The sequence below is a fragment of the Rhizobium esperanzae genome, assembly GCF_002204185.1.
Taxonomy (GTDB): domain Bacteria; phylum Pseudomonadota; class Alphaproteobacteria; order Rhizobiales; family Rhizobiaceae; genus Rhizobium; species Rhizobium esperanzae.
Genome location: NZ_MXPU01000010.1, coordinates 157,851 through 172,211, shown reverse-complemented (window position 1 = coordinate 172,211; position 14,361 = coordinate 157,851). Strand labels below are relative to the sequence as shown.

The following is a 14,361-nucleotide window of genomic DNA, read 5'->3' as shown; positions in this document are numbered from 1 at the left end:
TGCCGGGCATTTTTACATTATTCTTGTTATTCGGATACGTCGACGCCGTCGAAACGGTGAATGCCGAGCGGGTCCATCTTGAAGCCCGAGACCTTCTTGCTCATCGGAACGAAGACGAGCGAGTGGTCGAGAGTCGCCCAGGGGGCTTCCTTCTTGAAGATCAGCTGCGCCTGCTCGTAGGCCTTGGTACGCTCGCCGACATCTGCGGTCAGCTTGGCCTTGGTCATCAGGTCGTCATATTCCTTGTTGCACCACTGGGCGCGGTTGTTGCCGCCGACGGCATCGCAGCCGAGCAGCGTATCCATGAAGTTGTCGGGATCGCCGTTGTCGCCGGTCCAGCCGAGGATGACGGCGCCGTCGCGCTTCACGTCGGAGGAAAGCTTCAGATATTCGGCCCATTCATGCGTGACGATCTCGACCTTGACGCCGATCTTGGCAAAATCCGCCTGGATCAGTTCGGCGGCACGGCGTGCGTTCAGCATGTAGGGACGCGACACAGGCATCGCCCAGACCTTCATACTGAGGTCCTTGACGCCGGCATCGGCGAGCGCCTTCTTGGCAGCATCCGGATCGTATTTCTCGTCCTGAACGGCGTCGTTATAGGACCACATCGTCGGCGGGATCGGGTTCTTGGCAACGGTCGCCGCACCCTGGAAGACGGCGTCGACGATCGCCTGCTTGTTGATCGCCATGTTGAGCGCACGGCGGACTTCGGGCTCGTCGAACGGCGCCATCTGCGTGTTGTAGGCGAGATAGCTGACGTTGAGGCCAGGCTGCTCGAGAACCGTCAGGTTCTTATCCTTCTTCAGCTCCGGAACATCGGCTGCGTTCGGATAGGGGATCAGGTGGCACTCACCGGCCTTCAGCTTCTGCGCACGCACCGCAGCGTCGGAGGTGATGGCGAACACCAGATCGTCGATCTTTTCCTTGCCCTTGAAGTAGGTTTCGTTCGCCTTGTAACGAATGACGGCATCCGGCTGGTAAGCGACGAAGGTGTAGGGGCCGGTGCCGAGCGGCTGCTGGTTCAGCTGCGCCATCTTGCCGTCCGCGGCAAGCTTGTCGGCATATTCCTTCGACATTATGGAAGCAAAGTCCATGGCGAGGTCGGCCAGGAACGGCGCTTCGGGATGGTTGAGCGTGAACTTCACCGTAAGGTCATCGACCTTCTCGACCGACTTGATCAGTTCCGGGAAGCCCATGCCGGCGGCGTATTCGTAAGAACCGCCCTCGACATACTTGTTCCACGGATTGTCGGACTTCAGCTGGCGCTCGAAGGAGAAGACGACGTCGTCGGCGTTGAAATCGCGCGTCGGCGTGAAGAAGTCGGTGGTATGGAACTTGACGCCGGGATGAAGTTTGAAAGTGTATTCCTTGCCGTCGTCCGAAACGCTCCAGCTGTCGGCCAAACCGGGTTCGATCTCGGTGCCGCCATGCTTGAATTCGACGAGGCGGCTGTAGACGGTGCGCGAGGACGCGTCGAAGGTCGTGCCTGCCGTATAGAGGCTCGGGTCGAAGCCTTCCGGCGAACCCTCGGAGCAATAAACAAGGGTCTTGGACCAGGCCGACGTCGCCATGACCGAAATCAGGGCCGTCGCTGCCAGCATGACAGAGATCTTTTTCATAATATTGTTTCCCGGTTGTTCTTTTTTGATGTCTGGAGACCACAAAGGCATCCCGATCGACGGTCGATGGAACGACATTTATCTACTGAAAGCAACGGGCTACGGAGAAAATTTTTCCAGCTGGACAATTTTAGAAATTTTTCGTCAAAAATCAGCCTCATTCGGAAATTTTCAGACAAAAATGTCCGGCATTTCGTCGCATTTTGGATAATTGCGCCCTCTCAGCAGCGCATGTTGGACATTTCAGCATCCCTAAGCACAACCAGACGCCGCAAACAAAAACCGCGATTGCCGAGGCAACCGCGGGTTCATAAGTCAGACCTGTTTCTTGCAATCAGGCGGCGGGGGCAACGGCCGCCGGCTTGCGGTAGTGGTGCTCGCCGGTGATACCGAGGAGGAAATTGATCTGGGGACGGGCCTTGACGAGGTCGTCGATCGAATATTCCGAGAGCACGCCGAAGAAGGCGTTGAGCGCCTTGCGCAGCGCCGAGTTCAAGCCACAGCTGTCGACCAGCGGGCATTCGACCATGCCATCATCCTCGAAGCATTCGGCCATGGCAAAATTGTCTTCCGTGACCCGGACAACGTCGAAGAGCGTGATTTCGGCCGCCGGCTTGCCCAGGCGCACGCCGCCGTTGCGGCCGCGGACCGTCTCCACCAGGCCGGCCTTGTTCAGCGGCTGGAGGATCTTGAAAAGAAAGAGTTCGGAAACCCCGTAGGCTTTGGCAATTTCCGGAATCCGGCTCAGCTGCCCTTCGTTGGCAGCACAATACATCAACATGCGAACCGCATAGTTGGTCTGCTTCGTCAACCGCATGCCGATCTCCTGACTCGTGCCTGTTCAGACGTATATAGGCGGTTTGACAGTTTTGAACAATTCCAAAATATGAAATTCGCATTCAGCTTATGAGGCCATTTGCCACAACGTCAATCCTGCTCCGTGGTCTTCTGGTTGTAGTCCAAAATGGCTGCCAACGCTCAAATGAAACGGGGGCCACAGGGCCCCCGAATTGCAGGTCGAGTGATCGTCCAGATTACTTCATCGTCGGCATGACGAATTCTGCGCCGCTCTTGATGCCGGAAGGCCAGCGGGCGGTGACGGTCTTGGTCTTCGTCCAGAACTTGATCGAATCCGTGCCGTGCTGGTTGAGGTCGCCGAAGCTCGATGCCTTCCAGCCGCCGAAGGAGTGGTAGGCGAGCGGAACCGGGATCGGAACGTTGACGCCGATCATGCCGATATTGACGCGCGAGGCGAAATCGCGGGCAGCGTCGCCGTCGCGGGTGTAGATCGCGACGCCGTTGCCGTATTCGTGCTTCATCGGCAGCGACAGCGCTTCTTCATAGTTCTGGGCGCGAACGACGGAGAGAACAGGCCCGAAGATTTCGGTCTTGTAGATGTCCATCTGGGGCGTCACGTGATCGAACAGGCAACCGCCGACGAAATAGCCGTCTTCATAGCCTTGGAGCTTGAAGTCGCGACCGTCGACGACGAGCTTGGCTCCTTCCTCGATGCCGCGGTCGATCAAGCCGCGAACACGGTTATAGGCTTCCTTGGTGACGAGCGGGCCCATGTCGGCCTTCTCGTCTGTGTAAGGGCCGATGCGCAGCGATTCGATCTTCGGCGTCAGCTTCTCGACCAGGCGGTTGGCGGTCTCCTCGCCGACCGGGACGGCAACCGAGATCGCCATGCAGCGCTCGCCGGCCGACCCGTAGCCGGCGCCCATCAGCGCGTTGACGGCTTGGTCCATGTCGGCATCCGGCATGATGATCATATGGTTCTTCGCGCCGCCGAAGCACTGGGCGCGTTTGCCGTTCATCGCCGCCGTGCCGTAGACGTAGCGGGCGATCGGCGTCGAGCCGACGAAGGAGACGGCGCCGATATCCGGATCGGTGAGGATGGCGTCGACGGCGCCCTTGTCGCCGTTGACGACATTGAGGATGCCGGCGGGAAGACCGGCTTCGATCATCAGTTCGGCGAGACGGATCGGCAGGGACGGATCACGCTCGGAGGGCTTCAGGATGAAGGCATTGCCGCAGGCGATCGCCGGCGCGAACATCCACATCGGGATCATGCCGGGGAAATTGAAAGGCGTGATGCCGGCGCCGATGCCGACCGGCTGGCGGATCGAATACATGTCGATCGCCGGACCCGCGCCCTCGGTGAATTCGCCCTTGGCGAGATGCGGGATGCCGCAGACGAATTCGCAGACTTCGAGGCCTCGAACGACGTCGCCCTTGGCGTCCTCGATCGTCTTGCCATGTTCTTTCGAAATCAATTCGGCAAGTTCGTCCATATGCTTGTTCAGGAGCTCGACGAACTTGAAGAAGACGCGAGCGCGGCGCTGCGGGTTGGTGGCAGCCCATTTCGGCTGCGCGGCCTTGGCGTTCTCGACGGCGGCGCGAAGCTCCTCGACGCTGGCGAGGGCGACGGTCGCCTGCACTTCGCCGGTCGCCGGATTGTAGACGTTGCTGACGCGGCCGCTGGTGCCGGCGACCTGCTTGCCGCCGATGAAATGTCCGATCTCACGCATGGATGTTCCTCCTGTTTGGATGGCCTACAATCGCACTTCAATTTGCACAAATCAATGCGTTGATATAAGCAACCGTTGTGCACGTTTTATAGTTCAGATGCAGGCGCTGCTGCTCCCAAACTTGGCGCGGCATGCCGACAAGTCAAACTCAGGAGGACCCATCGATGAGCCGAAATCCGGTCGTGCGAATGGCGGAGCTGGAGATCGCCGCCGAGAGGCTTGAAGCCTATCGCGCATTGCTTGCGGAGGAAATCGAGGCTTCGGTCGCGCTGGAAGACGGCGTCCTTTCGCTGAGCGCTGTTTCCATCCGCGAAGCTCCAAGCCGCGTTCGTATTCTCGAAGTCTACGCCGACCGGGAGGCCTATGAGGCGCACCTGCGGACACCGCATTTCCTCAAATATAAAAGCGAGACGGCCGGCATGGTGACGTCGCTGACGCTGATCGATGTCGACCCGATTGCAATGCGGGCCAAGTGATGAACTGGGATGACGTTCGCATTTTCCTGGCCGTCGCCCGAACCGGACAGATCCTTGCCGCTTCGAAACGCCTGGGGCTTAATCACGCCACGCTTTCGCGCCGGCTGACGTCGCTCGAAGCGGCACTGAAGACGCGGCTCTTCGTCCGTCGCACGAACGGCTGCGAGCTGACGGCGGAAGGTGGCATCTTCCTTAATGCCGCCGAGCGGATGGAAACCGAAATGCTCGCGGCGCAGGCCAATCTCGGCCACACCGACACGGCGATCGCCGGGACGGTGCGCGTCGGCGCACCTGACGGTTTCGGCGTCTCCTTTCTTGCGCCGCGCATGGGCAGGCTGATCGAACGCCACCCGGAGCTGAAGATCCAGCTCGTGCCGGTGCCGCGCTCCTTCTCGCTGTCGCAGCGTGAGGCCGATATCGCGATCACGCTGGAACGTCCCGAACAGGGCCGGCTCGTCTCCTCCAAGCTGACGGACTATACGCTCGGCCTCTATGCCTCGCGCGACTACCTCGCCTCACACGGCAGACCCGGCGACGTCGAGGCGCTGAAGGCGCATCCGCGCATCGGCTATGTCGAGGATCTGATCTTCACCGCCTCGTTGAATTTCTCCGGCGAGGTAATGCGCAGCTGGGACGCCGGCTTCGAAATCTCGACGGCGATCGGCCAGACGGAGGCGGTGCGATCAGGCGCCGGCATCGGCATCTTGCACGATTATATCGCCCGGCAGTACCCGGAATTGCAGCGCATCCTGCCTGACATTTCGATCCGGCGCGCCTATTGGACGACCTATCACGAAACGGCGCGTGACCTCGTTCGCGTCAGAAGCGTCGTCGATTTCCTGCAGGAACTCGTCGGCGCCGAGCGGCAGATCTTCCTTTAAGTCTCCGAAACGTGCTTGGCCGGCTCGTCGTTTTCATCCGGATTTGGAACAGGCGCCTCGTCCGGAAGCCGGTCCGGCTCCGGCTCGGTGATCGGCGGCACCGGCTTCCAACCGGGTGCCGGCATCGGCGGCTGATCGGGAATGGGTTCGTTGGGCACGGACATGACCGCCTCCCTTTTATGTTTGCAATGTTCGTCGGGACTATTTGTCCGACTTCAGCGTCTCGGCAGCGCGCAGCGGCATACTGTCGATAATGACGAAGAGCTCGCCACTGTTGATCGGCTCGCTGACCTTGAGCTTGACGGTGCCGTCCTTGCCGACAAGGAAGGCGGCGAATTCACCCGTCTCCGGCGCATCGAGATCGCAGCGGATCGCTTCGCCGTCGAGGCCATCGGCAGCGCCGAAAAGCGCCCGGACCTTGCCGCCCGAAACCTTCAGCACCACCATATCGCGCTCATCGAGCGCGCTGCGGTCGGCCAGCAGCTGGTTTTCCTGGCGCGCCGCGCGGGCATTGTCCCTGTCGGCGAAAAGAATGAAGACGCGATTCTTCCACTGGAATGCGGCCAGGCTTTCGATCGGCGAATAGGCGCCGTTCGTCTCGTCGATCTTGGTCGCGCCGTAGAGCAGGGTTTTCGACATGCGTATTCTCCCGTCAGCTTGGAGAACGGTCCGAGATGGCACGGGTTCCATCTAATCGACAGGATCCTGGTTTTCGTTCCTGCACTTGAGAGATTGCACGCCGCGCACTTTTACGCGACGTGCCCTAACCTTGCAGCAGTGCCTGCCGTTGATCGAAAGGGCTACGCCCGCAACGACGTTCGGCAAAAATGTGCCGCGAGCTCCGAGCAACGCTCAAGCAAACAAGAAGTCCCACGACTGCAGGCTTGAAAGGGCGACATTCCTCAACGTTATGGTGTTGTCGGAATCGGCCGTGATAACTGTATCATTCCCGGACTGCTCGCTTGCCGCAAAAAGCGATTCCCAATCGACGAAAATGTTGTGGTCGATCGAGATTGCGTCATGTGCGGAGCCGGTTGCCACGAAGTTGGTGATCGTATCGTGGCCCCAGTTCGACGAATAAACGAAGACATCGGCTGCCGCCCCGCCAGTGAGGGTATCGTTGCCGGCGCCACCCGTCAGTGTATTTGAACCACTGCCGCCGACGATAACGTTGTTCAGCGCATTCCCTGTTCCGGCAAAGGGCCCCGTTCCGATAAATGTGAGGTTCTCGACATTGGTCTCCAACGTGTAGGCGGCCAGTATCGTGCGAACCGTGTCGGTCCCAGCGTCGGCGGCTTCGGTGACGACGTCGCCGGCATTATCGACGATGTAGGTGTCGTTGCCCGCACCACCGATCAAGGTGTCCGCCCCTGCCGCGCCATTCAGCGTATCATTGCCGGCGCCGCCGGTGATCGTGTTGGCGAGACCATTGCCGGCGCCGCTGAAGTTGGCCGATCCCGTATAGGTCAGGTTCTCGACATTGTTGCCGAGCGTATAGCCTGCCAGTGTCGTGCGAACCGTGTCGGTCCCTGCGTCGGCCGCTTCGGTGACCATGTCGCCGGCATTGTCGACGATATAGGTGTCGTCGCCTGTCCCGCCGATCAAACGATCGGCCCCGGCTCCACCATTCAGCGTATCATTGCCGTCGCCGCCGGCAAGCGTATCGGCGGCAGCGCCACCTGTGATCGTGTTGTCGAGGCTATTGCCTATCCCGACAAAGGCTGCCGTGCCGATGTAGGTGAGATGTTCGACATCGCTGCCAAGCGTATAGCTTGCCAGGGTCGAGCGAACCGTGTCGGTCCCGGCGCTGGCGGCTTCGGTGACGATGTCGCCGGCATGATCGACGATATAGGTGTCGTCGCCCGCCCCGCCGATCAAGCGATCGGCCCCGCCCCCACCATTCAGCGTATCGTTGCCGACACCGCCGGAAAGCGTATCGGCGGCAGCGCCACCCGTGATCGTGTTGTCGAGATCATTGCCTGTTCCGACAAAGGCTACCGTGTTGATGTAGGTGAGGTTCTCGACATCGCTGCCAAGCGTATAGCTTGCCAGTGTCGTGCGAACCGTGTCGATCCCCGCGTCGGCGGCTTCGGTGACGAGGTCGCCGGCATCGTCGACGATATAGGTGTCGTTGCCCTCACCGCCGATCAGGGTATCCGCACCGCCCCCGCCATTCAGCAGATCGTTGCCGGCGCCGCCGGTGATTGTGTTGACGAGCGCATTGCCGGTGCCGGTGAAGTTGGCGGATCCCGTATAGGTCAGGTTCTCAACATTGACCAATGCGGCTATCGAATAGGCTGCAAGCGCCGTACGGATTTCGTCGGTGCCGGCGCCGACCGCCTCCTTGATCATGTCGCTGGCACTGTCGACCACATAGATGTCGTTGCCGGCACCACCGTCAAGCGTGTCGTTGCCGGCGCCGCCGTCCAGCGTGTCGTTGCCGGCGCCGCCGGTGATCGTATTGGCGAGCGCATTGCCGGTGCCGGTGAAGCTGCCGGATCCCGTAAAGAGCAGGTTCTCGACATTCGCCCCCAGTGTGTAGGCGGCCAGCGTCGTGCGAACCGTGTCGATACCGACGACGGCCGCTTCGGTGACGATGTCACCGGCATTGTCGATGATATAGGTGTCGTTGCCCGCACCACCGATCAAGGTATCTGCACCAGCCGCGCCATCAAGCGTATCATTGCCGGCGCCGCCGGTGATCGTATTGGCGAGGCTATTGCCCGTCCCGGCAAAGGCTGCCGTGCCGACAAAGCTCAGGTTCTCGACGTCGCTGCCAAGCGTATAGCTCGTCAGTGTCGTGCGAACCGTGTCGGCTCCCTCATCGGCGCTTTCGGTGACGATGTCGCCGGCATTGTCGACGATGTAGGTGTCGTCACCCTCACCGCCAATCAAGCTGTCCGTACCGGCCCCACCATTCAGCGTGTCATTGCCGGCGTCGCCGGAAAGCGTATCGGCAGCAGCGCCGCCCGTGAGCGTGTTGTCGAGATCATTGCCTGTTCCGGCAAAGGCTGCCGTGCCGGCAAAGCTCAGGTTCTCGACATTGGCGGCAAGCGTATAGCTCGCCAGGTTCGTGCGAACCGTATCGGTCCCTGCGTCGGCGGCTTCGGTGACGATGTCGCCGGCATCGTCGACGATATAGGTGTCGTTGCCCGCACCACCGATCAAGGTATCCGCATCTGCGCCGCCATTCAGTGTATCATTGCCGGCGCCGCCGGTGATCGTGTTGGCGAGCGCATTGCCGGTGCCGATGAAGCTGGCGGAGCCGGTGTAGCTCAGGTTCTCGACATTGTTGCCGAGCGTGTAGCCGACAAGCGCCGTCTGGACCGTATCCGTCCCCTCGTTCGCATTCTCGATCACGATGTCAGTCGCAATATCGACGACGTAAACGTCGTCGCCAATTCCGCCCAACATCGTGTCGGAACCGCCGCCTCCGATCAGTGTGTCGTTGCCTGCAGCCCCCATGAGCTTGTCGGCAGCAACACCGCCCTTGAGGACGTTATCGAGCGCATTGCCGGTGCCAGTAAACGCGGCCGTTCCGATGTAGGTGAGGTTCTCGACATTGACCCCCAGCGTATAGGCAGTCAGGGCCGTCTGCACCGTGTCGGTACCCTCGTCGACATTCTCGATGACGATGTCACCGGTGGAGATGACATAGGTATCGTCGCCCGCGGCGCCCGTTAGCGTGTCGACCCCCACCCCCCCGGTCAGAATATTGTTCAGCGTATTGCCTGTCCCGACGAAGGCTGCCGTGCCGATATTGGTGAGGTTCTCGACATCGCTGCCAAGTGTATAGCTTGCCAATGTCGTGCGAACCGTATCGGTTCCTTCGTCGGCAGCTTCGGTGACGAGGTCGCCGACATGGTCGACGATGTAGGTGTCGTTGCCCTCACCGCCGATTAGGGTATCCGCACCGGCCCCGCCATTCAGCGTGTCATTGAAGGCGCCGCCGGTGATCGTGTTGGCGAGCGCATTGCCGGTGCCGGTGAAGCTGGCGGATCCCGTGTAGGTCAGGTTCTCGACATTGTTGCCGAGCGTATAGCCGGCAAGCGCCGTCTGGACCGTGTCCGTCCCTTCATTCGCATTCTCGATCACCACGTCGGTCGCAATATCGACCACATAGATGTCGTCGTCCTTCCCGCCCGACATCGTGTCGGAACCGGCCCCGCCGATCAATGTGTCGTTGCCGGCGCCGCCGGAAAGCGTGTCATTGCCGATGCCGCCGTCAAGCGTGTCGTTGCCGGCGCCGCCGGTGATCGTGTTGACAAGCGCATTGCCGGTGCCGGTGAAGCTGGCGGATCCCGTATATTGCAGGTTCTCGACATTGGTGCCGAGCGTATAGCTTGAAAGCACCGTCTTGATCAGATCGGTTCCTGCATTCAGTCCTTCGGTGACCACGTCGCCAACGTCATCGACAATATAAGTGTCGTTGCCCGCACCGCCGATCAAACTGTCCGCACCCGCCTTACCGTCCAGGGTATCGGCACCTGCCCCGCCCTGGATCGTATTGGCGAGATCATTGCCTATTCCGGCAAAGGCCGCCGTTCCGACATAGGTGAGATTCTCGAGATTGGCCCCAAGCGTATAGCTTGCCGATGTCGCGCGAACCGTGTCAGTTCCCTGGTCGGCAGCTTCGGTGATGACGTCGGCAGCATTGTCGACGATGTAAGTGTCGTCGCCCTCACCGCCAATCAAGCTGTCCGTACCGGCCCCACCATTCAGCGTGTCATTGCCGGCGTCGCCGGAAAGCGTATCGCCGGCAGCGCCACCCGTGATCGTGTTGTGGAGATTGTTACCGGTACCAGCGAAAGTTCCTATGCCGGTAAAGCTCAGGTTCTCGACATTGCCGGTAAGCGTATAGCTCGCCAGGTTCGTGCGAACCGTGTCGGTCCCCTCATCGGCGGCTTCGGTGACGATGTCGCCGGCGTCATCGACGATGTAGGTGTCGTTGCCCTCACCACCGATCAGGGTATCCGCACCTGCCCCACCGTTCAGTGTATCATTGCCGGCGCCGCCGGTGATCGTGTTGGCGAGACCATTGCCGGCGCCGCTGAAGTTGGCGGATCCGGTATAGGTCAGGTTCTCGACATTGTTGCCGAGCGTATAGCCGGCAAGCGCCGTCCGGACCGTGTCCGTCCCTTCATTCACATTCTCGATCACTACGTCGGTCGCGATGTCGACCACATAGACGTCGTCGCCAATCCCGCCCAACATCGTGTCGGAACCGGCCCCGCCGATCAGTGTGTCGTTGCCTGCAGCCCCCATGAGCTTGTCGGCTGCGACACCACCCGTGATAACGTTGTCGAGCAGATTCCCTGCACCGGTAAAGGCTGCCGTTCCGATGTAGGTGAGATTCTCGACATTGGCCGCCAGTGTGTGGGCGGCCAGGGTCGTGCGAACCGTGTCGGTTCCCGCGCCAGACGCTTCGGTGACGACGTCGAAAGCATTGTCGACGATATAGGTGTCATCGCCGATCCCGCCGATCAAAGTGTCGGCGCCAGCCCCGCCATTCAGCGTATCGTTGCCGACGCCGCCGGAAAGCGTATCGGCGGCAACACCACCGGTGATCATGTTGTCGAGATCATTGCCTGTTCCGACAAAGGCTACCGTGTTGATATAGGTGAGGTTCTCGACGTCGCTGCCAAGCGTGTAGCTTGCCAATGTCGTGCGAACCGTGTCGGTTCCTTCGTCGGCAGCTTCGGTGACGAGGTCGCCGACATGGTCGACGATGTAGGTGTCGTTGCCCTCACCGCCGATTAGGGTATCCGCACCGGCCCCGCCATTCAGCGTGTCATTGAAGGCGCCGCCGGTGATCGTGTTGGCGAGCGCATTGCCGGTGCCGGTGAAGCTGGCGGATCCCGTGTAGGTCAGGTTCTCGACATTGTTGCCGAGCGTATAGCTGGCAAGCGCCGTCTGGACCGTGTCCGTCCCTTCATTCACATTCTCGATCACCACGTCGGTCGCAATATCGACCACATAGATGTCGTCGTCCTTCCCGCCCGACATCGTGTCGGAACCGGCGCCGCCGATCAGTGTGTCGTTGCCGGCGCCGCCGGAAAGCGTGTCATTGCCGATGCCGCCGTCAAGCGCGTCATTGCCGGCGCCGCCGGTGATCGTGTTGACAAGCGCATTGCCGGTGCCGGTGAAGCTGGCCGATCCCGTATATTGCAGGTTCTCGCCATTGGTGCCGAGCGTATAGCTCGAAAGCACCGTCTTGATCAGATCGGTGCCTGCATTCAGCCCTTCGGTGACCACGTCGCCAACGTTATCGACAATATAGGTGTCGTTGCCCGCACCGCCGATCAAGCTATCCGCACCGGTCTTCCCGTCCAGGGTATCGGCACCTGCCCCGCCCTGGATCGTGTTGTCGAGATCATTGCCCGTTCCGGCAAAGGCGACCGTGCCGGTATAGGTGAGGTTCTCGACATCGCTGCCAAGCGTATAGCTTGCCAATGTCGTGCGAACCGCGTCGGTTCCCTCGTCGGCAGCTTCGGTGACGATGTCGCCGGCATTGTCGACGAAGTAGGTGTCGTTGCCCTCACCGCCGAACAAGCTGTCCGCACCGGCCCCGCCATTCAGCGTGTCATTGAAGGCGCCGCCGCTGATCGCGTTGGCGAGCGCATTGCCGGTGCCGGTGAAATCGGCGGAGCCGGTGTAGGTCAGGTTCTCGACATTGTTACCGAGCGTATAGCTGGCAAGCGCCGTCTGGACCGTGTCCGTCCCTTCATTCACATTCTCGATCACCGCGTCGGTCGCAATATCGACCACATAGATGTCGTCGTCCTTCCCGCCCGACATCGTGTCGGAACCGGCGCCGCCGATCAGTGTGTCGTTGCCGGCGCCGCCGGAAAGCGTGTCATTGCCGATGCCGCCGTCAAGCGTGTCGTTGCCGGCGCCGCCGGTGATCGTGTTGACGAGCCCATTGCCGGTGCCGGTGAAGCTGGCGGATCCCGTATATTGCAGGTTTTCGACATTGGTGCCGAGCGTATAGCTCGAAAGCACCGTCTTGATCAGATCGGTGCCTGCATTCAGCCCTTCGGTGACCACGTCGCCAACATTATCGACAATGTAGGTGTCGTTGCCCGCACCGCCGATCAGGCTGTCCGCACCGGCCTTCCCATCCAGGGTATCGGCACCTGCCCCGCCCTGGATCGTGTTGTCGAGATCATTGCCCGTTCCGGCAAAGGCCGCCGTTCCGACATAGGTGAGATTCTCGAGATTGGCCCCAAGCGTATAGCTTGCCGATGTCGCGCGAACCGTGTCAGCTCCCTGGTCGGCAGCTTCGGTGACGACGTCCGCAGCATTGTCGACAATGTAAGTGTCGTCGCCCGCACCGCCGATCAGGGTATCCGCACCTGCCCCGCCATTCAGCGTGTCGTTGCCGGCGCCGCCGCTGATCGCGTTGGCGAGCGCATTGCCGGTGCCGGTGAAATCGGCGGATCCCGTGTAGAACAAGGCCTCGACGTTGTCGCGGAGCGTATAGCTGACAAGCGCCGTCTGAACTGCGTCCGTCCCCTGATTCGCGCTCTCGATAACAAAATCGAAGCTATCGTCGACAACATAGAGATCGTTGCCCGCCCCGCCCACCATCCAGTCGGAACCAACTCCCCCAATCAATGTATCAGCGCCGGCACCACCATAAAGCGAATCATTCCCGGCATTGCCCCAAAGCGTATTGTTCGCTTCGTTACCTGTAATGTTATCGTTGCCGGAGCCGGCCTGAACGTTCTCGATCAAAGACGCAACGTTGCCGTGATAAAGAAGCGCGTTGAAAATGTTGCCGCGGGCGTAGCCATTGTTCGGACCACCCCACAGATCGGCCAACTGGTCCTGGGAAAAGACCGAGTATCCGCCTGCTCGCAGATCGATCTTGAGGGCGGTGGTATAAGCGCTCAAATCATAGGTGTCGATCCCGCCGCCATCCCAGATTGTCGCGAAGATCCGGTTGGCATCGGGCGTGATGGCCGCCACTCCGTTGACATAGGTGATGCCTTCGTCGGGATTCCACTTATAAACGGTATCGCCACTGTTCGTGGTGTAGTCTGCACCATACATTTCCTGCAGGGCGGCGATGTCGAGCATCATGAAGGTTTGTGGCGCGCCATCATGCTCATACTTGTACCCACTCAAACTGTCTCCGACAAATGTGCGGTACGTCATGATGGTGTATTCGACCGAGTCATACGCACTCGGAACAACTGTCGGATTGAAATCATCCGGTTCATGAGCATGCTTCAATCCGAGAGCGTGACCCAGCTCATGCGCCACCGTGTGGCCCGCATAGTTGCCGAACTCCGGAAAGCGAAGGTCATCTTCGGTGCCGGCATATTCGGTTCCGAACCAGACATCGCCGCTGTAGCTTTTATTACCCGGATAATAGGTCCATGCCGTCGGAGGTAGAGACGACTGAGCGAACCGCACGGTTGCGGTATCGGCGTTTCCCGCCTCAAAATTGGCGTTCGTAAACCCCTCAACCGAAAAGCCGTCATTTGCCGCGTTTCCATAGGATTGCTCCATCAAAAACAAGGCTGCAGACTGTTGTTGCGAGGAAATCGAAGAGAAATCGAAATCTTTCTCACCATCATAGGAATACGATGTCGAGAGAGTAGGAAACGCATAGGTTATCGTTCCGTCCCACGCAGTACCGCTGAAAAGCCCGTCAATTCTCTGATCCCCAGTCGAGTCGACGTACTTAATAAAAGTAATGAGGTTCGTCATAAAATCCCCGTTTGCCTATTTCATCCGGCCGCTGCCTAATCCCAGTTCCCTCGGGAAACTTCAACTAAAAGCTTCATTTCTACCCAGAAATTTTTTGTCTTCGCAACTACGGTTATGATGCGATTAACAAGGG

8 protein-coding genes are annotated in these 14,361 nt (G+C 60.0%); 2 read left to right on the top strand and 6 right to left on the bottom strand.

Features of this window, described 5'->3' with window-relative positions; translation table 11 throughout:
• Positions 1-26: 26 nt before the first annotated feature.
• The 3 genes from B5E41_RS16755 to B5E41_RS16745 form a co-directional block, all read right to left on the bottom strand.
• A complete protein-coding gene (locus B5E41_RS16755; protein ID WP_088395270.1) occupies positions 27-1,622 on the bottom strand; it encodes an ABC transporter substrate-binding protein in 1,596 nt (531 codons plus the stop codon).
• A 334-nt stretch (positions 1,623-1,956) separates the two neighbouring features.
• Positions 1,957-2,439 (bottom strand): iron-responsive transcriptional regulator RirA, encoded by a 483-nt coding sequence (gene rirA, locus B5E41_RS16750; RefSeq protein ID WP_088395269.1) that lies wholly within the window; start codon positions 2,437-2,439, stop codon positions 1,957-1,959.
• Positions 2,440-2,656: 217 nt separating this feature from the next.
• Positions 2,657-4,153: a CoA-acylating methylmalonate-semialdehyde dehydrogenase gene (locus B5E41_RS16745; RefSeq protein WP_088395268.1), complete on the bottom strand. Its 1,497-nt coding sequence runs from the start codon at positions 4,151-4,153 to the stop codon at positions 2,657-2,659.
• Between the two features lie 164 nt (positions 4,154-4,317).
• Here B5E41_RS16745 and B5E41_RS16740 point away from each other — a divergent pair, with 164 nt between their 5' ends.
• Both B5E41_RS16740 and B5E41_RS16735 read left to right on the top strand, forming a co-directional pair.
• On the top strand, positions 4,318-4,629 hold the full coding sequence (locus tag B5E41_RS16740; protein ID WP_088395267.1) for a putative quinol monooxygenase: 312 nt from the start codon (positions 4,318-4,320) through the stop codon (positions 4,627-4,629).
• A complete protein-coding gene (locus tag B5E41_RS16735) occupies positions 4,629-5,510 on the top strand; it encodes a LysR family transcriptional regulator (RefSeq protein WP_088395266.1) in 882 nt (293 codons plus the stop codon). The genes B5E41_RS16740 and B5E41_RS16735 overlap by 1 nt, the downstream gene beginning before the upstream one ends.
• Here the strand turns inward: B5E41_RS16735 and B5E41_RS31745 are convergent.
• The 3 genes from B5E41_RS31745 to B5E41_RS16720 form a co-directional block, all read right to left on the bottom strand.
• A complete protein-coding gene (locus B5E41_RS31745; RefSeq protein WP_088395265.1) occupies positions 5,507-5,674 on the bottom strand; it encodes a hypothetical protein in 168 nt (55 codons plus the stop codon). The two genes, B5E41_RS16735 and B5E41_RS31745, sit on opposite strands and share 4 nt — an antisense overlap.
• A 37-nt stretch (positions 5,675-5,711) precedes the next feature.
• Positions 5,712-6,149, bottom strand: a complete 438-nt coding sequence (locus tag B5E41_RS16725; protein ID WP_088395264.1) for a DUF4174 domain-containing protein — start codon at positions 6,147-6,149, stop codon at positions 5,712-5,714.
• A gap of 213 nt (positions 6,150-6,362) precedes the next feature.
• A complete protein-coding gene (locus tag B5E41_RS16720; protein ID WP_088395263.1) occupies positions 6,363-14,228 on the bottom strand; it encodes a M10 family metallopeptidase in 7,866 nt (2,621 codons plus the stop codon).
• Positions 14,229-14,361: the final 133 nt, after the last annotated feature.